This is a genomic window from Parendozoicomonas haliclonae, from assembly GCF_900174585.1.
In the GTDB taxonomy this organism is placed as follows: domain Bacteria; phylum Pseudomonadota; class Gammaproteobacteria; order Pseudomonadales; family Endozoicomonadaceae; genus Sansalvadorimonas; species Sansalvadorimonas haliclonae.
In genome coordinates, this window is the sequence record NZ_FWPT01000001.1 from 215,641 (window position 1) to 240,692 (window position 25,052).

Annotated in this window: 22 protein-coding genes, 1 tRNA gene and 1 pseudogene; 13 read left to right on the forward strand and 11 right to left on the reverse strand. The window is 50.3% G+C overall.

The window, feature by feature from the left end:
• Position 1: 1 nt before the first annotated feature.
• The 4 genes from EHSB41UT_RS00990 to EHSB41UT_RS01005 form a co-directional block, all read right to left on the reverse strand.
• The gene (locus EHSB41UT_RS00990; protein ID WP_087106014.1) at positions 2-1,099 is read right to left on the reverse strand and encodes an efflux RND transporter periplasmic adaptor subunit; all 1,098 of its coding nucleotides are present in this window, start codon (positions 1,097-1,099) and stop codon (positions 2-4) included.
• A gap of 137 nt (positions 1,100-1,236) precedes the next feature.
• Positions 1,237-1,941 carry a TetR/AcrR family transcriptional regulator gene (locus EHSB41UT_RS00995; RefSeq protein ID WP_165767113.1) on the reverse strand — a complete coding sequence of 235 codons (705 nt, stop codon included), beginning with the start codon at positions 1,939-1,941 and terminating at the stop codon, positions 1,237-1,239.
• A gap of 66 nt (positions 1,942-2,007) precedes the next feature.
• Positions 2,008-3,879: a hypothetical protein gene (locus EHSB41UT_RS01000; RefSeq protein ID WP_087106017.1), complete on the reverse strand. Its 1,872-nt coding sequence runs from the start codon at positions 3,877-3,879 to the stop codon at positions 2,008-2,010.
• 125 nt (positions 3,880-4,004) lie between these two features.
• Positions 4,005-4,886 carry a metal-dependent hydrolase gene (locus EHSB41UT_RS01005; RefSeq protein ID WP_087106018.1) on the reverse strand — a complete coding sequence of 294 codons (882 nt, stop codon included), beginning with the start codon at positions 4,884-4,886 and terminating at the stop codon, positions 4,005-4,007.
• Positions 4,887-5,003: 117 nt separating this feature from the next.
• Here EHSB41UT_RS01005 and EHSB41UT_RS01010 point away from each other — a divergent pair, with 117 nt between their 5' ends.
• The 3 genes from EHSB41UT_RS01010 to EHSB41UT_RS01020 all read left to right on the forward strand — a co-directional run bounded on the left by EHSB41UT_RS01010 (position 5,004) and on the right by EHSB41UT_RS01020 (position 8,679).
• Positions 5,004-6,104: an AraC family transcriptional regulator gene (locus EHSB41UT_RS01010; RefSeq protein ID WP_165767114.1), complete on the forward strand. Its 1,101-nt coding sequence runs from the start codon at positions 5,004-5,006 to the stop codon at positions 6,102-6,104.
• Positions 6,105-6,247: 143 nt separating this feature from the next.
• The gene (locus EHSB41UT_RS01015) at positions 6,248-7,123 is read left to right on the forward strand and encodes an SDR family NAD(P)-dependent oxidoreductase (protein WP_087106022.1); all 876 of its coding nucleotides are present in this window, start codon (positions 6,248-6,250) and stop codon (positions 7,121-7,123) included.
• 35 nt (positions 7,124-7,158) lie between these two features.
• Positions 7,159-8,679, forward strand: coding sequence for a flavin-containing monooxygenase (locus EHSB41UT_RS01020; protein ID WP_087106024.1), 1,521 nt, complete (start codon positions 7,159-7,161; stop codon positions 8,677-8,679).
• Here EHSB41UT_RS01020 and EHSB41UT_RS01025 read toward each other — a convergent pair.
• The gene (locus tag EHSB41UT_RS01025) at positions 8,676-9,134 is read right to left on the reverse strand and encodes a GNAT family N-acetyltransferase (protein WP_207626534.1); all 459 of its coding nucleotides are present in this window, start codon (positions 9,132-9,134) and stop codon (positions 8,676-8,678) included. The genes EHSB41UT_RS01020 and EHSB41UT_RS01025 overlap by 4 nt on opposite strands.
• Before the next feature lie 155 nt (positions 9,135-9,289).
• Here EHSB41UT_RS01025 and EHSB41UT_RS01030 point away from each other — a divergent pair, with 155 nt between their 5' ends.
• Together EHSB41UT_RS01030 and EHSB41UT_RS01035 are read left to right on the forward strand one after the other, a co-directional pair.
• Positions 9,290-10,381 (forward strand): hypothetical protein, encoded by a 1,092-nt coding sequence (locus EHSB41UT_RS01030; protein WP_087106026.1) that lies wholly within the window; start codon positions 9,290-9,292, stop codon positions 10,379-10,381.
• A 226-nt stretch (positions 10,382-10,607) separates the two neighbouring features.
• A complete protein-coding gene (locus EHSB41UT_RS01035) occupies positions 10,608-12,323 on the forward strand; it encodes a hypothetical protein (RefSeq protein WP_087106028.1) in 1,716 nt (571 codons plus the stop codon).
• A 70-nt stretch (positions 12,324-12,393) separates the two neighbouring features.
• Here EHSB41UT_RS01035 and EHSB41UT_RS01040 read toward each other — a convergent pair whose 3' ends face one another.
• Complete coding sequence (locus tag EHSB41UT_RS01040; RefSeq protein ID WP_087106030.1) at positions 12,394-12,867, reverse strand: RidA family protein; 474 nt, start codon at positions 12,865-12,867, stop codon at positions 12,394-12,396.
• A gap of 169 nt (positions 12,868-13,036) precedes the next feature.
• Positions 13,037-13,558, reverse strand: coding sequence for a GNAT family N-acetyltransferase (locus EHSB41UT_RS01045; protein ID WP_087106032.1), 522 nt, complete (start codon positions 13,556-13,558; stop codon positions 13,037-13,039).
• Between the two features lie 519 nt (positions 13,559-14,077).
• Between EHSB41UT_RS01045 and EHSB41UT_RS01050 the strand changes: the two genes are divergently transcribed.
• Complete coding sequence (locus tag EHSB41UT_RS01050; RefSeq protein WP_087106034.1) at positions 14,078-14,860, forward strand: AHH domain-containing protein; 783 nt, start codon at positions 14,078-14,080, stop codon at positions 14,858-14,860.
• Positions 14,857-15,426 carry a hypothetical protein gene (locus EHSB41UT_RS01055; RefSeq protein ID WP_087106036.1) on the forward strand — a complete coding sequence of 190 codons (570 nt, stop codon included), beginning with the start codon at positions 14,857-14,859 and terminating at the stop codon, positions 15,424-15,426. Before EHSB41UT_RS01050 ends, EHSB41UT_RS01055 begins: the two co-directional genes overlap by 4 nt.
• A 226-nt stretch (positions 15,427-15,652) precedes the next feature.
• Here EHSB41UT_RS01055 and EHSB41UT_RS24795 read toward each other — a convergent pair whose 3' ends face one another.
• The 3 genes and pseudogenes from EHSB41UT_RS24795 to EHSB41UT_RS01065 form a co-directional block, all read right to left on the reverse strand.
• Positions 15,653-15,826 (reverse strand): hypothetical protein, encoded by a 174-nt coding sequence (locus EHSB41UT_RS24795; protein WP_242667214.1) that lies wholly within the window; start codon positions 15,824-15,826, stop codon positions 15,653-15,655.
• Positions 15,827-15,916: 90 nt separating this feature from the next.
• A pseudogene (locus tag EHSB41UT_RS25005) lies at positions 15,917-16,378 on the reverse strand (DUF2971 domain-containing protein); the annotation flags it as partial.
• A gap of 432 nt (positions 16,379-16,810) precedes the next feature.
• Positions 16,811-16,897: transfer RNA gene (locus EHSB41UT_RS01065), tRNA-Leu, on the reverse strand.
• Between the two features lie 115 nt (positions 16,898-17,012).
• Between EHSB41UT_RS01065 and EHSB41UT_RS01070 the strand changes: the two genes are divergently transcribed.
• The 6 genes from EHSB41UT_RS01070 (at position 17,013) to secF (ending at position 24,135) form a co-directional block, all read left to right on the forward strand.
• Positions 17,013-18,281 carry a hypothetical protein gene (locus EHSB41UT_RS01070; protein WP_133060337.1) on the forward strand — a complete coding sequence of 423 codons (1,269 nt, stop codon included), beginning with the start codon at positions 17,013-17,015 and terminating at the stop codon, positions 18,279-18,281.
• 99 nt (positions 18,282-18,380) lie between these two features.
• Positions 18,381-19,409, forward strand: coding sequence for a tRNA preQ1(34) S-adenosylmethionine ribosyltransferase-isomerase QueA (gene queA / locus EHSB41UT_RS01075; protein WP_087106041.1), 1,029 nt, complete (start codon positions 18,381-18,383; stop codon positions 19,407-19,409).
• 100 nt (positions 19,410-19,509) lie between these two features.
• The gene (gene tgt / locus EHSB41UT_RS01080) at positions 19,510-20,628 is read left to right on the forward strand and encodes a tRNA guanosine(34) transglycosylase Tgt (RefSeq protein WP_207626550.1); all 1,119 of its coding nucleotides are present in this window, start codon (positions 19,510-19,512) and stop codon (positions 20,626-20,628) included.
• Between the two features lie 216 nt (positions 20,629-20,844).
• Positions 20,845-21,177 (forward strand): preprotein translocase subunit YajC, encoded by a 333-nt coding sequence (gene yajC / locus EHSB41UT_RS01085; RefSeq protein WP_087106864.1) that lies wholly within the window; start codon positions 20,845-20,847, stop codon positions 21,175-21,177.
• Between the two features lie 67 nt (positions 21,178-21,244).
• Positions 21,245-23,116 (forward strand): protein translocase subunit SecD, encoded by a 1,872-nt coding sequence (secD, locus tag EHSB41UT_RS01090; protein WP_087106045.1) that lies wholly within the window; start codon positions 21,245-21,247, stop codon positions 23,114-23,116.
• Positions 23,117-23,136: 20 nt separating this feature from the next.
• Positions 23,137-24,135 (forward strand): protein translocase subunit SecF, encoded by a 999-nt coding sequence (secF, locus tag EHSB41UT_RS01095; protein ID WP_341350342.1) that lies wholly within the window; start codon positions 23,137-23,139, stop codon positions 24,133-24,135.
• Positions 24,136-24,180: 45 nt separating this feature from the next.
• On the opposite strand, the gene EHSB41UT_RS01100 is transcribed toward secF, so the two are convergent.
• Entirely contained in the window at positions 24,181-25,038 is an 858-nt protein-coding gene (locus tag EHSB41UT_RS01100) for a hypothetical protein (RefSeq protein ID WP_087106047.1), read from the reverse strand.
• Between the last annotated feature and the right edge of the window lie 14 nt (positions 25,039-25,052).

Genomic DNA, 25,052 nt, shown 5'->3' on the forward strand with positions numbered 1-25,052 from the left:
CTTACAGACCTCTCTCACGAACCAGAGGCTTCACCTTCATACCGGCAGAAAGGCTGCTCAGGCCAGCGGCAACAATCTGTTCACCACCATTCAGGCCACTGAGGATATTAATACCGTTCTGGGTAATACGACCGGTGGTGACTTCAACCGGATTGATGGCTCCGCTTTGTTCATCAAAGACCCATACCAGGCTTTTGCCAGAAGCGTCGTCTTTCAGAACGGCGGTCAGTGGAACGGTAAAACTGGACAGATCTGTTGGCTTGCCGGACAGACGGGAAAGGTCCATATGCAGGATGGCACCCATGCCAGGGTAAACGGTGAGTTCTTCCGGTGCAGGCAGGGTAAAGGTGACTTCATAAGACTGAGTGCCCGGAGACACGCTGGTGGAGTGCTCCTTATACGTCACCGGATAGTTGCTTTCGCCAGTACCTGGAAAGGTCACATAAGGGTGATAGTCAGGATCAACACTGTCTTTGCGAATGCGGGTCAGCACGCTTTCCGGCATCTGGATATGCACTTCCAGCATTTTGTCATCCTGCAGCACCAGAATGGTCTGTTGAGCTTGAACAAACTGATGATTCTCGACATCGGTACGGGCAATACGTCCACTGAAAGGTGCGGTCAGTGTGGTGTAAGCCAGCTTGTCTTTAGCCAGCTTCAGACTGGCACGGGCAGACTTGAGATTGGCACTGGCAGTATCCATTTCAGCCTGAGAAACCACCTTGCTCTCCCAGAGAGAAACCATACGCTTGTAGTTGGTGTCGGCCAGATCGAAGTCGGCCTGGCGCAGATCCAGCTCATTGCGAATATCACGGTCATCGAGCTGAGCCAGTAGCTCGCCCTTTTCAACATACTGCGCAGTATTCACGGCGAGTCGAGTGAGCTCACCGGGAATCCGGAAAGAGATTTGAGATTCTTCTGTGGACTGAATGGTAGCCGGGAAGCGTCGAATATCTCCCTGGAAATCATCTGTCACCTGAAACAGCTTGACCGGGCGGATCACTTCCTGAGCTGGTGGAGCCTCGTTGGAACACCCGGCCAGGGCTGTCAGAGCCATGGTCAGAAGTGCCGCTTTGAACGGTCGGTAACGTGATTGCATCAGTTATCCCTTTCTCAATTGTTGTCTGGCAGTCACTGTTCTTGGTTTTGTGACTACACCAGTGGTTTAAAATAAAAATCGAATATTATTCGCAAAATATTAAAAGAAGGCTTCAGTGAAGAATGATTGCTAAGTCATCAGTGCGAAGCCTGCTCGAATAAGCGTTTCAGATAGCCATCCATATCGTCCCGGCGGATACCCCAGCCCCGGAGCATGTAGCGCAGGCTGACCAGATGCTTTCTTTCCATATCATCATCTGCGGCCATGCTGTGGACGATGCCCAGTCCGGACTCTTTGAATAGATAGGTTCCCTGGGAAAGACCCGCAGTACTGACCATGAAGTCATTCACGTCAGCTTCCTCAGGTTCAGAGCCAAGCTCTTCGGCCAGCAGTTTGTGGCAGTTCACTTTCATCAGTTCATCGAACTGTTCACAGGCCGTATTGAGCTGGGCGTGCCGGTAATCCGAAGCCCTTTGCCAGACCGATGGATTCCAAGACAATTGTCGCAGCATGTAGTGGTGAGGATTGGCATTATCCTTGTGCCACAGAAAGAACAGCACCAGAAAGTGGCGATCCAGAGGTTTCGAGGTCGAATCCAGCAGCTTCTGCATATCAGCCAGGGAGGACTGCATGGTGGCTGAGGTACAGGCAATCAGCAGATCTTCCTTGCTGAAAAAATGGGAGTAAATAGCACCCATTGAGCAGCCTGCTGCCTTGGCAACATCGGACATCTTCAGCTCCAGGAACCCCCGGTCTTTCAGCAACGCAACGGTTGCGGTAATAATCTCCGCCTCTCGCTGGTTGCGTTTAAGCTGTTTGCTGCTGACTTGCTGAGTGAGCACAGAAAAACCCCGAAAATAATAATCGAATATTATTCGGGGTTTGGTTTAATAAATCAATTTTTGTGTCTAAGGATTGTTATAGATGGTCGTTCCGGGGTACCAGCTAACCGGAGCCGGTGAGCGAAACACTGCATTATGAATGTGATGATTCCCAGTTATATGGGGAGTCATTAATGTACCCGACAGTGGCCGGTTAAATGCAAGAGGGTTAGTTGGATTATTGCTCCTGGATAAGTGCGCACCAGGAGCCAGTTCAAACTTGCGGGTTGGTGTCTCCGGGCTGCTGTCTGGTGAGGTTTCCGAGCTGCTGGAAGAGTAATGGTAGGTGTTGCTTTGAGCCTTTTGCAGAGGCAGATGTTTCATCTGGATCAGAAAAAGCTGTCTTCGTTTGCGTATCTCTGCCAGTTGAGGGGCAAACTGATTCAATTGCAGTTGGCAGAAGTAGCTGTCTTCCCGTGTCGTTTGCCTGTCATCACCAAGCATTCCAAGGCTGGCAGGCATGGTATACCCCATCAGTGACTGAAAGCAGGCGGTGGAAACTGTGCCCAGAACAGGAGCCAGCAGCTGCCAGCCTTCCGTATCCTGTCCTTCTGCCAGCTTGATAATCCCTTCAAATGTACGCAGCTTTCTGGCAACGCTGGGGTGATCTGTAGACGGGAATTTTTGCAGCAGATTTTTGAGTTGACTCAGCTGAGCGCAGGCCAGATAGACACGGGTTTTCACCGAAAGATAACGCTGTTCATCGGGCAGCCAGTTGGCACAGTGGCGCAATTCCGTGATGTGTTTTCGGCACAACTCGGCGGAGTTGCTGCTTAAAATAGTATTGCAGCGTAGATAATAGGCACGTTGAATCTGTGATTTCAGAACCGGTGGCAGCATCTCATCGTGCCTGATCACAAAAGCATGCAGTCGTTGTACTGCTTCGCTATCACTCACGCTTTGAGGGTGTTGAATACACTCCTGAACCTTATGGAAAAGCTCTTTGTCTGATGTGGAGAGACCACTTTTCCACTGATGGTAATAAGTCACCTGATTGCGGGCACGAATAAATTGACTGCGGCCATCGTAAGTGGGGTGCTTACTCTGGACGTCCTGAATAAAGGCGTCGAGTTTGGCTGTGGTCAGTGATTCAGGATGGCGAGCGACCATATCCAGGTAATCATTGATCATGATGAACTTGATGGTGGAATGCGCGCCAAGTGCCCGAACTTTCAGGTAACTCATAATGCGAAATGCGGGGGTGCAGTTTTCGTGGGTAAAGTGATCCCAGCCAAAAGCATGCTGCACATAATCGGGTGATTGAAACTGGTTGAGTAACACAATCAACTCGGGGCAGGCGAGTGGACGGGGCTGGGGGGGGGCGGTAATAGCAATCTCAATGGCCAGCAGCAGGTTCTGGTAGGCTGTCTTGTCTCTGCCATTGCTGTTCAGTAGCTGTTCGTAAGGTACGCGTACAGAGGCAGGCAGGTTTTGCGCATTGAAATAGTTCTGGTCCCAGAACTCGCCTATTGCCACATTCAGCAGTGTGGTTGAAGTCTGCAGAGCCGGGTCTAAATCCGATTTGGTCAGCAGTGCGGAAAACAGAGCACGAGCCTCGGCGCGCTTTCCATTTGGGGTGAGGTAGTGGGTAATGTAATTCAGCTGGTTGGAGAGACATTTATTTTGGCCCAGTATGAAGCTCATGACACCACGTACGGCCTGTAAGGTTCTTACATCTTCATTCTGCTCACATTTGCGTTCTTTCAGTGTTTTCTTGCAGAAAGTGTTAAAGGCCTGCGCCTGCTCACAAGTGAGTGCGGTCGGGTTGTTTTTCCATGCGGTGATAGTTTGCAGGGTCACTGCCGGGGAGGTTGGTTTCTTCTTGCTTTCCGGGGAGCGGCGTTTGGTGCGTGTGACCCAGCCTGTATCGGTAGGGCGAGTTGTGCCTCTGGCTTCCATGATGGTTCTCCTTGCCTTTCATGCTCAAAGACATATAAGGCAGGAGAGTTGTTCTGACGTTCCCTCCCATACAGTCAGAATAACTAACCGTATGGGAAAGAATGCATGGCAATCATCTATGAGCCTCAGGCTGGACTGGCTTCTGCCTGAAACTGCTCACTGGCCCGATCATACTTCGGGTTGTAGATAGAGGTTTCCCACTTCTCCACAAGATGCTGGTTCTTGTGGTCCCAGGGGTGGAAGCCCGGCTTGAAGTAATCCTTGTAAGGCTGCTTCATGGCAGTCATAAAGCCTTCTTTGCCCCACAGGAAGGAGGCGAAAGATTTCACCTCTTTCCAGCTCGGCCACATCCGGCCCCACTTCATCAGCAATACCATATAAATGCCGATACGCACTGCAAACAAAACAGTCGCCAGGCGCAGTATGCGGCGTAGGTATTTCTGATCACCATCGCACAGCATAAACACATCAAAAGCGACGGCTTTGTGTTCAATCTCTTCCACGGCATGCCAGTAGAGCAGCTCTCTGGCAGCGGGTTCCAAAGAATCAAAGACTTGTGGGTTATTCAGGAGGTGTTGGGCCATTATGGCGGTGACATGTTCCATGCCGACTGTCATGGCCAGACGGAAACGTTTTTTGAGTTTTGGTGCTCGTCGATCGAGCTCTTTCTGGAAGCCGACTTCCAGGCGTTCGGCATCCCAGCCCAGTTCTTTGAGCGCGCGGTTGGCCTGTTTATGCTGATGGCTGTGATGACCTTCCTGACCAATAAAGCCGCGAATCTGCTCTTTAAGAACCGGATCCTGAATCTGATCACGGTAGTTACGCACGGAGGCAATAAACTCACCTTCGCCGGGAGGGAAGGTAGAAGACAGTGCAGCCACAAGAGCCGACTTCAGAGCGTTGTTGTCGAAAAAGCGTTTGGCCTTCATTTGCTTGAAGGGGAACACCATCCGCCGAGGCTGAATGGCGACATCACCGGCATGACTGTGATTGTCATTATTGTTCATACATTAACCCTGCCTGTTCTCATCGAAATGTAGACATGGCATTAAGTATGGTCAGTTGCCGCACATTCAGACAGGTGGTACGGTTTCATTCTTATGGTGCTGAGAGGTCATAAAATAATGATAAAAAGTCCGATCTCAGAGCCTCACTCCCTGACTGCTTCATCCAAAATTGCACAGGCGAGTGATGAGCCGACGCTGTCCAGCGACTATCTGACCCTGAGCCGGGACTTCGCCCTGAGCCGTGGCGTCAGCATGTCTGCGATTCTGGAAGGAACCGACTTTTCTCTGGCGACGCTGCTGAATCCGCCACCCCGTATTCCTCATTCCCAGATGGAGCAGATTATGTACAACCTGCTGGGTAAGCTGGGCAATGAATATCAGGCTGGTGTCGATTATGGGTTGTTTATGGGTCTGAATGCCCACGGCACTTTGGGTATTGCTATTCAGGGGGCGCGTAACCTGTTGGAAGCCAGTAATCTGCTGGTGCAGTTCATCCAGACCCGTGCCAGTCTGCAGGTGGCAGAAATGATCGCCGAAGGTGATACCGTGCGGCTGCGGATTGCCGAGGTTCCCAGCATGGAACTGGATCATGCCGAGAATCTGTCTGTTATGTTTGAAATCTCCCTGCTGATCAGCTTTTACTCCATCATCCGTAATATGTTGAAGGCGCATAAGAGCGAAGGGCAGATGGAGCTCAGCTTTACAGTACCGGAGCCTAAAGTCTGGCCGGACTATCTGCAAAATCTGGATGGTAAGGTGCGTTTCAATCAACCTTACCTTGAGCTGGCCGTGCCCACTTTTTGGTTGCAGTTGAGTATCAGCCCCATAGACAGTGAGCTGAGCAAGGTAGCCCGGCAGATGTGTGCCGATGAACTGCGCAATCTGAAGCCAAAGGATATTGTTGAACGACTGTTAGAAAAGATTCGCGATGTTCAGGGCGCCAAACCCTCTTTGAATCAGCTGGCGGATGAGATGCATATGTCCGTCAGTACTCTGCAGCGTCGTTTAAAACAACAGGGGCTGACGTTTCAGCAATTAAAAGACAAGGCACGTTTTGAGCAGGCCCGGCAGCTTCTGGAGCAGACGCAATTGCCTGCAGATGAGATTGCTGCCCGGCTGGGATTCAGTGATGCGTCCAACTTCACCAAATCGTTCAAGCTCTGGACCGGACAAACGCCCATGGCTTTCCGCAAAAGCCGAAGCACTTCAGGCGTTTGATTGCAATGACCTCTCAGCACCATATCTTTGACGTCAGACTGCACTGACGCAAAGGCACCCATGCATTAGTATGGTTTTCAGAAATCACCGTATAACAATAACAAGCACAGATCAGACTGTGTGCCGATCGGGAGTCTATCACCATGTCAGCCAGTTCCAGGCCAGCAGATTTAAATAAAGCCGTTGTTGCTATTACCGGCGCCGGTTCCGGTATAGGCCGTGCTTTGGCTGTTCAGTGTGCGCGGGAAGGTGCACTGCTTGCTCTGTCTGATATTGACGAGAAAGGGCTTCAGGAAACAGTCGATTACTGTCGTAAGATGTGCCCGGATGTGATGAGTGATCGTCTGGATGTGGGGCAGCGTGATGAGATCTATGCCTGGGCAGACAAGGTGAACGAACACTTTGGCCGGGTGAATGTGATCATTAATAATGCCGGGGTGAGTCTGGCAGCGTCTGCAGAAGCCATGTCTGATGAAGACTTCTCCTGGCTGATGGATATTAACTTCTGGGGCGTGACCCATGGTTCCAGAGCTTTCCTTCCCCACCTGCGTGCTTCTGAATGGGGCCACATTATTAATATTTCCAGTCTGTTCGGGTTGGTCAGTATGCCCAACCAGACGGCTTACAATGCGGCCAAGTTTGCGGTGCGCGGGTTTAGTGAAAGCCTGAGAATGGAGCTGCTGATGTCATCGGATAATGTCAGCATCAGTTGTGTTCACCCCGGCGGGATCAAGACCAATATTGTGAATAACTCCAAGATGGGCGAGCAGGTGGGCATGCAGCTCTCCGAAGCGCAGCAGAAAAAGCACTTCAATACCCAGCTGGCCAAAATGACTCCGGAGCGGGCGGCTCAGATTATCCTCACCGGCATGAAGAAAGATCGCTCACGGATTCTGGTCGGTAGTGATGCCAAAGCTCTCGATCTGTTGCAGCGCACTCTGCCGGCCAAGTATCAAAACATTGTCGTTAAGATTATCGGCAAGATGAAAAATCGTATCGAAAAGATCACCGCAGCCTAAGAACTAGTCAAAAGAATAACGATAAGGAGTCAGGTATGACCGAGTCCAGTCAGGCAGTTGAACATCTTGATGTGGTGATTATCGGTGCGGGTTTGTCCGGGATAGGCGCCGCCTGTCATCTTCAGAAGCAGTGTCCGGGCAAGCGTTACGCGATTATTGAAGGGCGCGAGAGCCTGGGGGGCACCTGGGATCTGTTTCGTTATCCGGGCATTCGCTCCGATTCCGATATGTACACCCTCGGCTACAACTTCAAGCCATGGACCAGTCCGAAGGGCATTGCCGACGGTCCTGATATCCGCCAATACATTACCGAAGCCGCTGCCGAGCACGATATTGAACGCAAGATTCGCTTCAGTCAGAAGGTGGTGAAAGCGCAGTGGAGCTCGGAGGAAAGCCGCTGGCTGTTAACCATCAAGCAGACGGAAACCGGTGTTGAGAAGCTTTTGAGCTGCAACTTCCTGCTGTGCTGTACCGGCTATTACAACTATGCAGCGGGCTACCGGCCGGAGTTCCCGGGTGAATCCTCGTTTAAAGGTGAGATCAAGCATCCCCAGCAGTGGGATGAAAACTATGACTACAGCGGCAAGCGCGTTGTCGTGATCGGCAGTGGCGCCACGGCGGTGACATTGGTGCCGGCCATGACCGACAAGGCAGAGCATGTCACCATGTTGCAGCGTTCACCATCCTATGTGATGACCTTGCCTCAGGATGACCCGATGGTGAATGGTCTGCGCAAGATTCTTCCCGAGCGCTGGGTGTATCGCATTACCCGTGGCCGGAATATCTCAATCTCCTGGCTGATTTACAGCTACTGTCGTGCGTTCCCCAACGCTGCCCGTAAACTCATTATCAATCTGGCCAGAAAGCAGTTGCCGGTTGGCTACGATATGAAGCACTTCTCGCCTTCCTATAACCCTTGGGATGAGCGTTTGTGTGCTGTGCCGGATGGCGATCTGTTTGCGGCTATCTCCACGGGCAAGGCCTCAGTCGCCACTGACCATATCGACACGTTCACCGAGACGGGTATACGTCTCAAATCCGGTGAAGAGCTGGAGGCTGATCTGATCGTGACGGCAACCGGTCTGGATGTGCAAATGTTCGGTGGTATGGAGCTGGAAGTGGATGGCAAGCCCGCTGTTATGGGAGAGCGGATGTGCTATCGGGGCGTGATGTTTGAAGGCGTGCCTAATCTGGGCATGACCTTTGGCTATACCAACGCATCATGGACTCTGAAAGCTGATCTGATTATGGAGCATATGTGTCGGGTGCTGAACCATATGGACGAGCACGGTTACCGGCAGTGTACGCCACACAATGTAAACGACGCAGAGCATACGCCATTCGTAGATATGCGCTCAGGGTATATTCAGCGGGCCGCCGGGAAGATCCCTCATCAGGGTTCCAAGCGGCCGTGGAAGCTGTACCAGAACTATGTGCTGGATATGATCAGCCTGCGCCTTGGCCGGGTTGATGATCCTTCGCTGGAGTTCACCCGCGGCAAACCATCGGCCCCTGCCAGAACGCAAGCTGTGGAGCAGGCTGAAGAGGTGGTTTAAACAGCCTTGGCTGGATAAATCATCTTTATATGAGGAATACCATCTTCCAGGTATTCCTCTGATGCAGTCTGGAAACCGTGTTTCTGATAGAACCCTTCAAGGTAGGACTGGGCACCAATTTTGATGCCCGGTTCTGACCAAAGTGCCAGACACTGCTTCATACCTTCTTGTATTAAGGTGTGGGCAAGACCCTGTCCACGCTGACTGTTATCGATGGCAACACGGCCTATACAGGGTTGGCTATATACCGAGCCAGGTGGAAGAATTCGCAGGCAGGCCAGCAGCTTACCATCTTTGTATCCCATTAAATGCCGGGCTTCAGGCAGACGGTCAAGATCATCCAGCTCTGGGTAAGGGCAGTTCTGCTCAACTACAAAAACATCGATGCGCAGCTTAATCAGTTCATAAAGCTGGTTGGTTGTGAGTTCAGCAAAAGAAAGGCAGAGCCAGTTCATCAGGTATTTATGCTCGGAAGTTGTTATTCGAGCAGAATATCGCGATGAGCCACGCAAAATATTGAGTTAGAGCAGCTAACAAGCCGGTTATTAAATGCACTTTCCAGATAGAGCCTGAGTCTAAGATTCTCTCCTCAGGTTCAGGGATTAAGGACATGGAACCGGGTTACGGAAGTCGCAATTTTTCAGGTGGAAATACACCAGGCTATCAAGGGCTGGGAGCACTTCAACGTGTTTCTGAAAGCAATGGTATTGATCTGCTGGAGAATGAAACGGCGATCACCTTCCCTGCACCGTTTCGTGACGAATATCGGTCAACACCATCAACTCAGAATATTCGCACTCGCACGGCATCCTGTCTTCCTGATGCACAGATCAGTCTGGTCTCACAGGAAATCATCGATACGATTAATACATCGGCCCCTGAGCTGGCAGCCCAGGTGTGTGAAGCGATTTTCCCTGTTGTCGGTATTCCTTTTCGCTCTGGAGACAACGCTAAAGACTGGTTTGAGCGGGCCTATCTCTCCTCCGCTGAGGACCGTGTGAATACCTCGGCTGTCTGGGCTTATCTGCATGGCGGTACTTTTGACCGCTCTATCATGAATGTTTTTGCGCCAGAAGAAGGCGATCAGGGCATGTTGGCTCGCCAGTATCCTTGGTTTCTGAGTGTGTTGTGTGAAGAAGTGCAGGATATCTCTATAGAAGACTGGCCCTGGTTGCATTGGGATCAGGTTGAAGGGATGGGAACTCAGAAAATAAAAGAAATTAACACCATGGCCCGCATTAATGGTTTGGCGACAGCGCGACTGCATTTTAGTGAGGATATAAATCGGCAGATCACGTTTTCCAGCAGTAAAGCGGATTTGGAAGATTGGTGTGAAAAGAATAAAGTAGCATATCCCCACTTTATTAGCAGAATGAACGCTTATATTCGGGAGCTTCATGATGGTTACCCCAATAGGCTCCCCAGCTCATCATTCCAAGCTATTGCCATAACGGAAACCTTCTCTGATCTGCAGGGATTGTGTACAGAAAGAGAGTCCATCGTTCAGCAGATTGAACGCTGGCTGGCAAGGGATCCTGCTCCAGAGCGCGAGATGTTTCATGCCCGCCTGGAAAGAGAAATTAATGCTTTTCATTCCATTGAATCCGATGGCTCTTACTCTAGCGATACGGATAGTGGAGGAGAAGGATACAGGCCACCACGAAAACGTCCCTGTACCGATTATCCATCCAGCGACGCATAAGATTGTAGTCTCGGCTGGCAGGCCCGCTGATTTTTGCGTTATATCTCGCTAATATAGACGACACATTAATTATTATAAAAATCCGGATATCGCCAGGGATGACTCAATCTATAAAGCCCTGTCCGCTGAATTTACTGCCAGCGGCTCTCTCTCGTTATTCTCGAAATAGTACGCGCGCTCGTTGTGCAGGCTTTTCTTCCCTTAAATCTCAGGAGGGAGATGGTCTATGAATTCTGTAGAGCAACTGGCCAAAAGAATAAACAACAAAATCTTCGAGGAAACCGGAGAAAAAACCGACGTTCAGATTCACGATGCAGATCGTCGTAACAGCGAGATCCGCTTCAGCTACGGCTGGAAGCTTTCTTACAGCCTGGACTACATGTCTTTGGGCAGCAGCCATCCGCGCCAGGGGCTGGATTGTGGCTCACCGGCAGGTGCCCAAGTACAGGCGAATGAACGTTTATCCTATTACCAGTCCGGAAGAGATGACCGTTTTATTCGCAAGCTTCGTGAAAAGGCTCCGGCGACTGTCGATGGGTTTCGTCAGGGGAATATGAACCTTGGCAATGACGGGCAGCTGTATTTCGGCTCCGAAAGTTGTTCGGGCTGCCATGGTCGTGGTGAGAATACCTGTTACTCCTGCACCAACGGTTCCACCATGTGCAACACCTGTTATGGGCGCGGCACAGTGCAGGAGATGCGGTATATCAATAACCAGAACCAGATGGTGACCAATACCTGTAACTCCTGTGGTGGCCGGGGAAAGATTAACTGTTACGCCTGTTATGGGAAGGGCAAAACCCAGTGCTCCACCTGTAGTGGTAGCGGGAAACAGTATTCCGGGTTTTATATCAGTGTTTCCGCCAAGCGTGGTTCATCCTATTCAATACAGGACCCTTCGCCACACCATTGGACGGAACTCTATGTCAGGATTGCCGATAGACAAATCAGCAACTTCCTCTCGGATATATCTATAAAGGAAGTGGCAGATCGTAATTACACGATTGCTTATGAGATGCAGGCCGTGCTGCCAACGCTGGAGTGTAATGCCACTATACCTGCCGGAACGACGGGTATGCAGCTTATTGGCCGTCAGGATCATGTTATTAATGCTGGCTGTATTATGGATGCCACGGTGTGGGAGCGGGCGATCAATCTCGGCCATGGTGACTATGCACTGCGGGACAGAAATATACTGAATATGCCGGCTGTAGAAGAAATGCTGCGTAAGCATGAATCCGATGAAGATTCCGCTCTGGTTGGCAGTCGGTGGATATCAGAGGATGTTTATGAAGCCGTTGTGGATAAATATGAAAGCTTTGTCGGCGACCTGAAAAAGAATAACAAGCAAGGCCTGTGGAAAACGGTGCTCGGCGGATACTTTATGGTGCTGCTGGCGTTTGTAGTGCCTCTATTCCTGATTGGTATTTTTATTCCGGAAGCGGCCGTAGGTATGAGTAGTTATCTGCGTTCCTTTGATATCAGTGATCTGCATCTTTTGAATCTGCATGAAACTGTTCCCTATCATATCTCCCGCTTTCCTTATGGGGGTATCGGAACTGATGATCTGTTTATCTGGATCACGGGCGTATTGATATGGGCTGGGCTGTTGCAGACCATCCACAAGAAGAAACGCTCGAAGATGGAAACAACGTTCCACTTTCTGATCTGGTTCTGGCTGTGCCCGTACATGTATCGTTGGGGGCAGATGATGGTGGAACTCGTGAGTGACAAGTTCGGTAAGCCTACAGAGTTCACCCATGTGGAGTGGTACAAGTTTGGTCTGGAGATGCTGATTCAGAACTGGCCTCAGATTGTCACCTTCTCCATTGCCACAGCTTTTGTACTGATCAGTTGGCGGTACTGGCAGAAGAAGGATACGGCTATTAAACAGTATCGTTCCGATATTCTGAGTGCCCGGTTTAGTCTGAAGACTGAATAAGACCGGATTTTACAGGTTACGAAAGCCAGTTATTCCTTGTGGATAACTGGCTTTGTTTTTAGGGGGAGCTTTATTTGGCTGGAATAAACAGTGTGGCTTCAATCTCGAACAACATGCCATCAAGGGCAAGACGCGGTACCGGAATCAGCGTGCTTGCCGGCAGCTTTTTACCAAACAGGCCAGACAGTTCTCTTTCCAGAGGCTCCAGATACTTCATTTGATGATCGACGATCAAAACCCGAATCTGCACCACCTGTTCCGGTTTTGCTCCGGAGGCCTTGATTGCAGTTTTCAGGTTTTTGAAGCTTTGCTGCATCTGCTCTTCAACTGTCTTACCAATGAGGTTGCCATCCTCATCGCCGGCAAACTGCCCGGAAATATAAACTGTATGCCCGCTGGGCGGTGTGATAACAATTTGCGAAAAACCGAACTGCCGGGTATCGACCAGATTGTCGGGATTGATGCGCTTTATGCCGGCAGTGGCAGTACTGGCCACACTCAAAGCAACAACGGAGGAGAGGAGAATATTTACGATGCGTTTCATGGAGTCATACCCGGTTATTCATGAGGTCAGCCTGACCTCAATGTAGTGCATCGTAAAACTTGAAGTTAAGTTTAAGTCAATAACTAGTTTTTCTGTTTGTTATGACGACCTGGCGGGGCGTAAAAAAGCCCCAGTCAAAGTGAGTGGGGCTTAGGTTTGAGTGGTTCTGTTAGAAGTTCAGAACCTGCAGCTTGCCATCAAAGGTTTTCTTGTTGCCAAAGCTGGAAAAGGTGATGTCTTTGTAAAACTCAAAGCCCAGGTTGTGCAGGATCTTTTCTGAACCCGCGTTACCGTTGGCATGGCGACCAATAATTTTGCTGGCACCCAGATCGTTTTTGGCGAACTCGATCATGCGGGATGCTGCTTCCTTGGCAAAGCCTTTGTACCAGTTGTTCTGGGAGAGGATGTAACCAATATAGAAACAGTCGTCTTCCCAGCTCAAACCGCCGGAGCCGATCAGCTCACCGGTTTCCTTCAATACCAGCCCGAAAGTATATACATGATCATTGTCGTAGTTGGCCTGTTCAAAGGTCAGCCAGTCGATGGTTTCCTGCACGTTTTCGTGCTGGTCAAAAATCATGTACTGGGTAACGACCGGGCAGGAGGTCCAGGAGTCAAAAATATGCTGTGCATCGGATACGGCCAGCGGCCTTAAGATCAGTCTTTCGGTCTCTAAAACAGGTGTACGCATCGTCTACTACAACTCAAAAAATACTACGATTTGGTTTTGTGCCTGGATTGGGAAGCTGGAGCGCGGCTGGAAAGGCATGGCGGGCTGGCAGGAACAGACAGCCATGAATTCTTAAAAAAGCCTCAACAACGGTTGAGGCTTTTTTAAGAATTCATGGCACCAGTGGCCGGAGTGAAACCGACACGCTCGCAGGGGCAATGGATCAGGAACAACAATCCATAAAAAGCGGAAGCAAATTATCACGCTGCCAATAGGCCAACAATGACGGGTAGCAACACTCTTTTGGTTAGTTTGTATCGTGTAAATACGTATAAGTTGGGATCAGGTAGCGTGTAATTGAGTCGAAGAAGCCTTCGTTCCTCCGATGAAAATCTGCTCTCATCGAGGGGGATTATAATCGGTGGTGAAGCTTAGATTGTTAGACGATTGTTGTAGTGGTTAATGCGTAGTTGTCGTCTGGATTCTCTGCTGCGCTATGGTACTCTGCATTTTGAGAAAGGATAACCATGGAATGGATGTATGGAATACAACCACGGTGTGTGTATAACAACACCTCGTCATGAAATGACTCCGCTTGAACGCATGATGGAGGATTTTGAGAAAAAGTGTAAAAAATATCACTCTGATAGAGATGCTCTCGACGCAGCCAAAAAAGCAGCTAAACGTGGAGATGGTGTTAAGCCTTCAAAAGCAATTGAAAAGAACCTCTCAAATAAATCCCGTGAGCTAAATCGTTTACTTAAACAATTAGCGGCAGAGCGTTTGCTAACCCTGACTCAAGTGAGTGTACAGGATGATCTTGCAAAGTATCGTGAAGCACTAAAACCTTCAGAAAATTCAACACGAAAAGATCGCTCTATTTTTCGACAGGCAATGGGTATTGAAGCTCATCATCCCACCAAAGTTCTTGCAAAGTTTATGGAAAAGGATGGGCGACATGCACCACAACCAAAGTCAAGATTCACCGCCCATCATATTGTGCAAGGTAAAGGTAGAACCCGGTTTGCAGCAGAAGCCAGAATTGATTTGCACTTTCATGGGATAAGGATAAATGATCCGGATAATGGGGTTTGGATGCCCAGAGAAGTGGCTGATAAAGGTCACCCTGTTATGAAGCATGCTAGTGCTCATACGGAGATTCATACCTATAACTATGAACACTGGGTGTATGATCGAACCAGAAATATCGATAATGAAAAAGCTTTTAGAGATAAGCTTTTGGCTATACGAGCGTTGTTACGAGATGGGCAGCAGCCTGATTATGTGACTCAACCGCCACGGGAGGAGGTCTTTAAGCCGTGACACTATATAAAGTTCATGAGGATGCAGGCGGCTACCAAAGCTTGACTCTGGATATAGATGATTTCTTGGATCTTTTAGATCCACACATTGGTGAAGCGGCGGCAATGCAGCTTGGAAAAAAGAATATATCAATCAGGGCTTTTTGGAAGCCTCTAGAGCTTGGTTATTATCGCAATGAGGGGGCGGTCAGCCTGGCTGACATAAGCATTTGGAGATCGGGTGGATTGCTACTGAATCAAAAAGCCTTCAATGCTTTGAAAGAGGTACTGACGCCCTTTGGTGAAATTCTGCCCTGTGAACTTCATGGCAATCCAGCCTTTTTCTTCAATTGTTTGAATCTTAAACCTACTAATGCTGCACAGATACGATATCGGATGCATCAAGATATATATGCGGAAGTGGAGTCGATCACTTTTTTAGAAAATGAGCGGGATGATGTTTTCAAGCATGAGAATAAAGTCAGCTTTACGTTTTATTGTTCTCAGAAGTTAGTGGAAGCTTATAAGCAGGCTGATTTAAGAGGGTTGGCCTTTACCGAGAATCTTATCGCAAATGTTCCGATCTGAACTGAGTGCGCTGCAAGCGTAGGTATACATGCCTTCAAAAAGGGTTGGTAAACATTTTCAAGGCCGATCAGTATTTATGTTAGTTGATCGTCATGGACTTATTTATACTGTTCATAAGCACTTGGAAATGAACCAATAATGTTATAGGTGTACCGGATTTAATTTTAATTGGGTTTGTCTTGTGTGCTCGTAAAGCGTTGCTTTTTCGGTAGTAGACCTTTCGATACTATGCCGGAAAGAGCTTTTCTTGCTTCTCAGGGCTAATACGAGGATGGTCAGGTACTTCGATAGAGTATTCGGTTGTGGATTGTTTTGCATGGTACAGCGCTAGGTCATTTTCTATTTCTGGTTTTATTGTAGACACAATGTCAGCGAGTACTTGTCGATTATCGTCACTCATCTTAGCTCCAGCTATCACTCCAGATAGCACTTCATCTCTAGCGTACTTATATACTCCATCACCCCCGGATGTTTTCACGACACGGTGTTCTTTTTCGTAGCTCCATATGTCACTTTTGGTAAGTAGAAGTGTGGTGATTGCGTCCAAGTTGTCATCAGGCCAATATTTGAAGGATGGCCTTTGGTCTGAGTAGGTTACCGGAAGTGACACTAAAAGGCGGTCAATTCGATGTGCGTAATGTCTGAACCACCGTGTCGGGATTCTAAATTCGACCACAAAACCTTGATGGTAATGTGCGTAGTGTGACCACATTAAAATATTTAAGGGGTCTTCACTCAGACTGAACACACCAACATTGCTAAGGACACTTTGAGGAAATTGGGGCGATTCCATTTGTGCCTTTAATTGGGCTATGGCTTGTCGCCTTTTTTGAATCCGTTGAGCTGGTTTGATCCCTAAAGCTTTTTGATGGTGATGTAAGAACTCTAACCGCCCTTTAGGAGGCTTATCGAAAACAGATGAGTCAGTGGGGGAGGCAGTCAAAAGGGTCATTGAAATTTAGAGGAGAGGTGAATTTAACTGTTCCCTCTGTTAACACGCATAACGAACCCTCATTGAATGGAAGGTACTTATACAGGTAAATGACATCTTCTTCTTTGAACATTGGCTTTACCTTTGACTGATACCTAAATGATATCGCAATGTTCTTTGAGCTTTAAACTATAAGACAGTACCCAGACGGGACTTGAATCCTGATCCTCTCTTGATAATGTTCAGGCCGAAAACATCGGTACAAGAACGTTTTGGCTTTCGGCAGCTAAATCAAAAGACCGAGCATGAGCAGGTAAACTCATTTTCCACACGCAAAGGTCGTCGTTAGGTGAGAGACGTGAGTGGACAAAAGCCTACGAAAAAGGTCTCAGACTGAAAACGCGGAACATACAAAAAAGCCCCAACCGAAGTTGAGGCTTTTTCATCGAATCTTGGTACCAGTGGTCGGACTCGAACCGACACGCCCGCAAAGGCAACGGATTTTGAATCCGTCATGTCTACCAATTCCATCACACTGGCATTGGCTTGCATAGCGACAAGCGAGGCGCAGTATAACATTTGCGAATAAGCATGCAAGATACTTTGTATATTGCCGATATACCCAGCAATCGTCTTGAATATCAAGGAGTTGGCTGTGGGACCCACTGGGAACAAGCCGTCCGGGCCTCAACGGGGGAACTCCGTTCCCGATTTGCGCCAGCCTGATCAGGAAACACCCAAGAAGGGAGAGGCGCCCTTCAGCAGTAAAAGGCCGGTAAGAAGCCTGAGTCTGGGCGAGCAGGAGTTATTGAAAAGTACCCGGGTTCCTTCAAGTGAATTCAAGCCAAGCCAGCCCACGCCCTCGCTGCCAAGTCGGCAGGTGTCCAATGTCAGCACGACCAGCGGCTCCAGTAATGCCTCCTATACGACAGCACCGGATAATCTGAATCAGGAACCTCTGCCTTATTACGACCCTTCCCAGAAAATTAAGGGGGATCTTAACCCTGAAAAGCTGGTCAGCGTAAATGGCGAAGAGATGAGTGTAGTGGACCGGCGTGACCAGCTAATGGGTGATCGTCAGGCCATTCTTGAAGAGCAAAGAGACTGTCTTGCCAAACTGCATATGCGCGAACAGGAAGCGGTTTTTCTGAAGGCACTCTCTGACCCGGTATTTGCTGCAGAGCAGGGGATCAAGGTGGTTCTGGAAGTAAGTGGTCATGCCATCCAGCTGGTACCGCCGGCGGAGAATGAAAAGTTTACCCCTGAACAGCGAGAGAGTTATCTGCGCTTTGTGCAGTCTTCCGCAATTGGTATGTTTGAGAGCATGCCCACTATTGATGAGCTACGCAGCGAAAAAAGTGCCAATAAGAAGGCCTTGAAGAAGGTTCAGAAAGAGCTGAAAAAGTACAAGGTTGAAATTAATTCTGATGTTCAGGATAAGTGGCTGCGCAATACCCGCATTATTCTTGATATGAATAATGGCTCCGGAACAGTGTCCGGAGAACCCAAATACGAACTCTATATTCCGGATGAAAGCCTGCGCCACCTGCCGAGGGCCCGGGTTGATACCGATGGTTATTATCTGTCCGCTAATCCGAGGGATATGAGTGAGTCCGGCATGGTGAACGATGAAGACCTGCCATTGCCGTATGACGATGATGGCCCGGAAACCGGTTCGACCAGCTCTGGTTATCAGGGCAGCCTGGGAGGAAGCTCACGAATGAGTGGAGTCTCCAGTGTGAGTGGGGTTGGAATTGGCGATGAGGACGATGAAGAAGACGAAGGTGAGCCGGTCAAACCTGCTCCCATGATGCCTCCACCTCCGACCAGTGGAATGCCTCCTGAAGCACCGCCACCACCTCCGCCGGGTTGGAAGAAAGGTGATCCGCTTCCGCCCGGATTTGGTCCCGAAAAGGAAGAGTAAACCTGATTTTTCCGCGATAAATGATGACCTGATACCTGACTTTTTGCGCCAGTTTCGTTATTCTCCCGCTCTTTTTTGTGCGGTGAGGTTTTACGGCCAATGCGCGTCAGCGATTTCCATTTCGAGCTTCCCGATGAACTGATCGCGCGCTACCCGATGCCCGAGCGTAGCGCGAGCCGGTTGCTGGTGGTTGAGCCAGAGACCGGGCAGCCGGTGCATCGTACCTTCCGGGATATTATCAACTACCTGAATCCAGGTGACCTGCTGGTGTTGAACAACACCCGGGTTATTCCTGCACGCCTGTTCGGCCAGAAAGAGAGTGGCGGCAAGATTGAGGTGCTGGTGGAACGTGTTCTGGATGAGCACCGTGTGCTGGCCCATGTTCGTTCCAGTAAGTCCCCCAAGCCTGGTGCACGCCTGCTGATGGAAGGTGGTCTGGAAGCGACCATGGTTGAGCGTCAGGATGCTTTGTTCCTGCTCGAGTTTGATGGTGAAGAGCCTGTTGTTCATCTGCTGGAACAGCATGGCCATATGCCATTGCCACCGTACATTACCCGTGAAGATGAACTGGGTGACCGTGAGCGTTATCAGACCGTTTACGGCGAAAAGAAAGGTGCCGTGGCTGCGCCAACGGCCGGTCTGCACTTTGATGAAGAGCTTCTGGCTGAAGTAGAAGCCAAAGGCATCAATAAAGCCTTTGTTACCCTGCATGTTGGTGCTGGTACTTTCCAGCCGGTTCGTGTGGATGATATTAAAGATCATCACATGCACTCAGAGTATCTGGAAGTTTCCGAAGAGGTTGTTGAGGCTATTAAGCGTACCAAGGCCAATGGTGGGCGGGTGATTGCTGTCGGTACAACCTCTGTACGCAGTCTGGAAACTGCAGCCCGTGATGGCGAATTGAAGCCTTACGCCGGTGAAACGGATATTTTTATTTATCCCGGTTACACCTTTAACGTGGTGGATGCATTGATTACCAACTTCCACCTGCCGGAGTCCACCCTGCTGATGCTGGTGTCTGCCTTCTCCGGATACGATGAAATTATGAATGCCTACCGGGTCGCGATTGACGAACGGTACCGCTTCTTTAGTTACGGCGATGCGATGTTCCTGAACCGCAAAGGCTGAATGCCGGCAAACATCGCAAACACTGAAAGTATGTTTTAAGGGCTTGCATGAAAGCCCTGCAGAGATAACAGGAGACTGCGCCATGCGCCCGGAATGCTTTATGTCATTCGAGAAGCTTGGTGAAGATGGCCTGGCCCGTCGTGGCCGGGTGACCTTTCCTCGCGGCACCATCGAGACCCCGTGCTTTATGCCGGTGGGTACCTATGGCACCGTGAAAGGCATGCTGCCCCGCGATATCCATGAGATCGGGGCGGAAATTATCTTGGGTAACACCTTCCACCTGATGCTGCGTCCTGGCACTGAGGTGATCAAGGAACACGGAACCCTGCACGATTTCAACGGCTGGAACAAACCAATCCTGACCGACTCCGGCGGCTTCCAGGTATTCAGTCTGGGTGCGATGCGCAAGATTACCGAAGAGGGCGTAGCCTTCCGTTCCCCGGTGGATGGTTCCAAGGTGTTTATGACCCCGGAATCCTCCATGCAGGTTCAGCGCGATCTCGGTTCCGATATCGTGATGATCTTCGACGAGTGCACCCCGGGTGATGCGGATCACGAGCGTGCCCGTACCTCCATGGAAATGTCCCTGCGCTGGGCAGACCGTAGCCGTAAGGCCCATGGCGACAGCCAGTCTTCACTGTTCGGTATTATCCAGGGCGGTATGTTTGAAGATCTGCGTGCCCGCTCTCTGGATGGCCTGCTGGAAATCGGCTTCGACGGTTACGCGATCGGCGGTCTGTCTGTGGGTGAATCCAAGGAAGATATGTATCGCATCCTCGACCACACTCCGCGCCGTATCCCGGCAGAGTACCCGCGTTACCTGATGGGTGTGGGTACCCCGGAAGATATCGTGGAAGCCGTGCGCCGCGGTGTGGATATGTTTGACTGCGTAATGCCGACCCGTAATGCCCGTAACGGTCATCTGTTTACTGCTCAGGGTGTGGTCAAGATTCGTAATGCCAAGCACCGTCATGCGGAAGAGCCGCTGGAAGCGGGTTGCGACTGCTACACTTGCCGCAACTTCACCCGTGCCTACCTGCATCACCTTGATAAATGTAACGAGATGCTGGGCTCCATGCTGAATACCATCCACAACCTGCGCTATTACCAGCGTCTGATGGCTGGATTGCGGCAGGCTATTGAACAGGGTAAATTGGACGCCTTCGTAACTGAGTTCTACGCAGAGCGCGGCATGGTGGCAAAACCACTGGCTGGCTAAGGCGCAGTTTTGTGGCCTGATAAACTGTTCAAGTGAAAAGAATCAGGCCACAGACTTGAAAAAGGATACTGCCGACACAAGACATAAGGGATATGCCCGAACAGGTTGTACCCGGGTTTTGTGAAGGTTCGGTTAATTAAAGCACTGTTCTTCGGAAGTGGTGTTTTAAAGCGACATTAATCTGGAACATCCATCTGATAATTAGGGAGTATGGAAATGAGCTTGATCTCTCTGGCTCACGCCTCCGGTGAAGCGGCAGCTGCAGGCCCAAGCATGGTTGGCCAGCTGGTCATGCTGGGTGGTTTTGTCCTGATCTTCTGGCTGCTGATCTGGCGTCCGCAGAGCAAGCGCGCCAAGGATCACAAGAAGCTGCTGGAAGGCATCGGCAAAGGCGACGAGGTAGTAACCACCGGCGGTATCGTGGGCAAGGTTGTTAGCGTAGCTGACGATTTTGTTACCCTGCAGGTTGGTACCAATGTTGAGCTGAAGTTCCAGAAAGGCTCTGTGGCCGCCACTCTGCCGAAGGGCACGATGAAGGCGATTAACTGAACGGGATTGCGAATGGCCTGTCTTACGACAGGCCATTTTGCTTAATAAAAAGGAACCCGAGGGTCTTATGAACCGATACCCTTTGTGGAAATACCTCGCAATATTTCTGTGTGTGGCTTTAGGTGTTTTCTACGCCCTGCCTAACCTGTATCCGGATGATCCGGCTATTCAGGTATCCAGTGTCAGCTCCTCTGTCGAAATGAACGACGGTCATCTGAAGCAGGCGGTTGCCGCTTTGGAAGAGTCCGGCGTCTCTATCAAGGATGCTGAGATCAGTGAGCGCGGCAATGTGCTGATTCGTCTGAACAGCAACGAAGATCAGCTGCCAGGCAAGGCTGCCATCAGCAAGAAGCTGGGGCATGACTATGTTGTTGCTCTCAACCTCGCGCCTACTACGCCGGACTGGCTGAGTAGTATGGGTGCCTCACCAATGAAGCTGGGCCTTGATCTGTCCGGTGGTGTGCACTTCCTGCTGCAGGTTGATTCCATGAAAGCTGTTGAAACCCGCATGGATATCTATGCAGGTGAAATGAGAACAGCTCTGCGGAAAGAGCGTCTGCGCTATCGCACCGTACCTAATCCAAGCCCAACGTCCCGTGAGCTGGCGTTCTCCGATGCGGAAGCCCAGAGCAAGGCGCGGTCCGTTCTGGCCAAAGAATTCCCTGATCTGACGGTTGATACCCGTGAGAGCAATGGTCGCTTCCTGGTGACTGTTCGCATGACTGAACAGCAGGTACGTGATCTTGAAGACTATGCCATCAAGCAGAACCTGACGACCGTCCGTAACCGTGTGAACGAACTGGGTGTGGCTGAGCCGCTGGTACAGCGTCAGGGCCGTAACCATATCGTTGTGGAGCTGCCGGGCGTACAGGACACTGCCGAAGCGAAACGTATTCTGGGTAAGACTGCCAACCTCGAGTTCCGTCTGGCCGCTGGCTACGATGCTGCTCCTGGCACCTACGAAACCTTTGAGTTCCGTTCTCAGGAAGGCCGTACTGCCAACCTTGAGCGTGACATCATTCTGACTGGTGATCAGGTTGCCAACGCCCGTTCCAACGTAGATGCACAGACCGGCAGCCCGGAAGTAAACATTACTCTGGACAGCCGTGGCGGCGAACTGATGACCCGCGCAACCCGAACCAATGTAGGTCGTGGTATGTCTGTACTGTTCATTGAACAGCGTTTCATCGGCAACCGCACGGAAACCAAGATGGTGGACGGCGAGCTGGTAGAAACTCTGGTGCCAATGTACCGGGAAGACAAGCGCATTATCAGTCTGGCTACTATTCAGGCAGTTCTGGGCAGCAGCTTCCGTATTACCGGACTGGATTCCCGTGCCGAGTCTTCTGAATTGGCCCTGTTGCTGCGTGCCGGTTCCCTGGCTGCACCAATGCACTTCGTGGAAGAGCGGACTGTAGGTCCTAGCCTGGGTAAAGAGAATATCCGTATGGGTGTTCAGTCCACTCTGATTGGTCTGGCAGCCATTATGTTGTTCATGGTGGTGGTATACCGGGTGTTTGGTCTGCTGGCCAATATCTCTCTGATACTGAACCTGACCCTGCTGATGAGCATTATGTCCATGCTGGGGGCGACGCTGACCATGCCGGGTATTGCCGGTATCGTTCTGACCCTGGGTATGGCGGTAGATGCCAACGTGCTGATCTTCTCCCGAATCCGGGAAGAGATTAAGAACGGCATGTCGCCACAGCGCGCCATCAGTGAAGGTTTTGACCGTGCCTTTGTCTCCATCTTCGACGGTAACATCACCACTCTGATTGTGGGTGTGGTTCTGTACGCGATTGGGACTGGTCCGGTGAAAGGTTTCGCGGTGACTCTGTCGCTGGGTATCCTGACCTCTATGTTCTCGGCGATCCTGATTAACCGTGCGCTGGTGAATATGGTTTACGGTGGGCGTCAGCTGAAGAAGCTGTCTATCTGAGTCTTTTGAGGAGAAGAATCATGTCTAACGATGATTCCCGGCTTGAGGCTGACTCTCAGGAGACCAGCTCTCAAGAGAATGGATCAGGCAAAAAGATGTTCGGGCATACCCGAGTCATCAATTTCATGAAATACCGGACGCTGGCAACAGTGTTCTCGGTCGTCCTGTTGCTGGGTTCGATCGGCTCACTGTTCGTGAACGGTATTAATTTCGGTCTGGACTTTACCGGTGGTACGCTGGTTGAACTCTCTTATGAAGAGGCCGCCAGTGTTCCAGAGATTCGCAACCAGCTGGAGCAGCTGGGGCATACGGATGCTGTTGCTCAGGAGTTTGGTTCTGCTTCTGATGTGCTGATCCGTATTCCGGGTGCTGAAGCTGATGTGAATCTGGGCAGCCGTGTGGCCAAGCAGCTGGATGACCTGTATGACGGTGATATCACTGTTAAGCGGGTTGAGTTTGTAGGCCCGCAGGTGGGCGAGCAGCTCCGTGACCAGGGTGGTCTGGGTATGATGCTGGCTCTGGCGCTGGTTATGCTCTACATCGCTTTCCGCTTCCAGTACAAGTTCTCTATCGGTGCTGTTGTGGCTCTGGCCCACGATGCGATCGTGGTTCTGGGCTTGTTCTCTCTGCTCGGACTGCAGTTTGATCTGACGGTTCTGGCGGCGATTCTGGCAGTTATTGGTTACTCCCTGAACGACACGATTATCGTGTACGACCGGGTGCGTGAGAATTTCCGTAAGGTACGTCGTGGAACACCGGAAGATATTATTAATATCTCCCTGAGTCAGACCCTGGGTCGTACTTTGGCGACGTCCGGTACCACCATGATGGTTCTGTTCTCGCTGTTCTTCCTGGGTGGCGAAACCATTCACGGCTTCTCAACGGCGCTGTTGGTAGGTGTGGGTATCGGTACTTACTCGTCCATCTACATCGCATCCAACATGCTGTTGTACTTGAATGTGACCCGTGAAGATCTGATTCCTCCACCTAAAGAGGAAGATGCCGACGAAATGCCATAACGGTTGAGTCGAGCTTTGAAAAAGCCTGCCTTTGTGCAGGCTTTTTCATTTGCGCTTTTGAATAGCCTTCATCATGTTCTTGATGGTGGGGCTGGCATGTTTGCGAACCTCTTTCACAACAGCTTTCAGTTCAGATGACATATTGCTGTTGCCGATCATCAACGGCTGTAAAAAGGTGAAGGCGGTATCGGGCAGTGTTTTGCTGAAATGCTGTGCCAGTGCAAAGCAATCTTCTTCGTTCTGCTCGCCACCATTAACGGAGTTGGCCAGAAACTGTAGATATTTGTTGGCCAAGTATGCATCCTCATCGACAGCCTGCCTGATGCAGTCCTGAATCTGAGCTTCCGCTGCTGTGTATTCGTCTTCCATAGGCTGTGGCCAGTTTGCGCGATTGCCGAGGTCGGGGCGAATATTAGCCTGAACTTCCATGTAGTAATCAATCAGCAATGGCAGGGCGGCTTTTTCGCCAGCGTTAGCGGCATTGTGCAGCAGCGGAACAATGTGTGGGCGGTCGCCTTCACCGAGTTTGTTGTATAGCTCAATGGCCGCTTGATGCTTGCCGTGTTCTAACTTTTGAAACAGTTTGTCTGCCGCGCCGCCTTTGGTGCGAAATGCCTGTTTGTACAAAGCCATATTGGCATGTTCAAAATAAGGTTGTCCCTTGGACTTCCAATCCTGAAAGGCGTCCTTTAACTGCTCTCCGAAGCCTTTGATACTTCTGCTAGATAATGACTTGCTGGCTGTCCCTGTGGTTGTCTGCACATCTTTCATCAACGGTTCCCGTGGAGCGAGCTTTTTAATCAGCCAGCTTCGGAACGGGATGAGTTTGGCGATCGGGTTGTAGCTGAGAAAGTTGGCAAAGCTGCTTTTCCAGCTTGTAGCGTCGGTGGTATTGGGTTGCATAATGTCGTCCGTCC

What these genes read in the sequence shown, in the direction of transcription:
- EHSB41UT_RS00990 (WP_087106014.1), bottom strand. Translation starts at nt 1,099, where the DNA reads ATGCAATCACGTTACCGACCGTTCAAAGCGGCACTTCTGACCATGGCT.
- EHSB41UT_RS01000 (WP_087106017.1), bottom strand. Translation starts at nt 3,879, where the DNA reads ATGGAAGCCAGAGGCACAACTCGCCCTACCGATACAGGCTGGGTCACA.
- EHSB41UT_RS01005 (WP_087106018.1), bottom strand. Translation starts at nt 4,886, where the DNA reads ATGAACAATAATGACAATCACAGTCATGCCGGTGATGTCGCCATTCAG.
- EHSB41UT_RS01010 (WP_165767114.1), top strand. Translation starts at nt 5,004, where the DNA reads ATGATAAAAAGTCCGATCTCAGAGCCTCACTCCCTGACTGCTTCATCC.
- EHSB41UT_RS01015 (WP_087106022.1), top strand. Translation starts at nt 6,248, where the DNA reads ATGTCAGCCAGTTCCAGGCCAGCAGATTTAAATAAAGCCGTTGTTGCT.
- EHSB41UT_RS01020 (WP_087106024.1), top strand. Translation starts at nt 7,159, where the DNA reads ATGACCGAGTCCAGTCAGGCAGTTGAACATCTTGATGTGGTGATTATC.
- EHSB41UT_RS01025 (WP_207626534.1), bottom strand. Translation starts at nt 9,134, where the DNA reads ATGAACTGGCTCTGCCTTTCTTTTGCTGAACTCACAACCAACCAGCTT.
- EHSB41UT_RS01030 (WP_087106026.1), top strand. Translation starts at nt 9,290, where the DNA reads ATGGAACCGGGTTACGGAAGTCGCAATTTTTCAGGTGGAAATACACCA.
- EHSB41UT_RS01035 (WP_087106028.1), top strand. Translation starts at nt 10,608, where the DNA reads ATGAATTCTGTAGAGCAACTGGCCAAAAGAATAAACAACAAAATCTTC.
- EHSB41UT_RS01040 (WP_087106030.1), bottom strand. Translation starts at nt 12,867, where the DNA reads ATGAAACGCATCGTAAATATTCTCCTCTCCTCCGTTGTTGCTTTGAGT.
- EHSB41UT_RS01045 (WP_087106032.1), bottom strand. Translation starts at nt 13,558, where the DNA reads ATGCGTACACCTGTTTTAGAGACCGAAAGACTGATCTTAAGGCCGCTG.
- EHSB41UT_RS01050 (WP_087106034.1), top strand. Translation starts at nt 14,078, where the DNA reads ATGGAATACAACCACGGTGTGTGTATAACAACACCTCGTCATGAAATG.
- EHSB41UT_RS24795 (WP_242667214.1), bottom strand. Translation starts at nt 15,826, where the DNA reads ATGAGTGACGATAATCGACAAGTACTCGCTGACATTGTGTCTACAATA.
- queA (WP_087106041.1), top strand. Translation starts at nt 18,381, where the DNA reads ATGCGCGTCAGCGATTTCCATTTCGAGCTTCCCGATGAACTGATCGCG.
- tgt (WP_207626550.1), top strand. Translation starts at nt 19,510, where the DNA reads ATGTCATTCGAGAAGCTTGGTGAAGATGGCCTGGCCCGTCGTGGCCGG.
- yajC (WP_087106864.1), top strand. Translation starts at nt 20,845, where the DNA reads ATGAGCTTGATCTCTCTGGCTCACGCCTCCGGTGAAGCGGCAGCTGCA.
- secD (WP_087106045.1), top strand. Translation starts at nt 21,245, where the DNA reads ATGAACCGATACCCTTTGTGGAAATACCTCGCAATATTTCTGTGTGTG.
- secF (WP_341350342.1), top strand. Translation starts at nt 23,137, where the DNA reads ATGTCTAACGATGATTCCCGGCTTGAGGCTGACTCTCAGGAGACCAGC.
- EHSB41UT_RS01100 (WP_087106047.1), bottom strand. Translation starts at nt 25,038, where the DNA reads ATGCAACCCAATACCACCGACGCTACAAGCTGGAAAAGCAGCTTTGCC.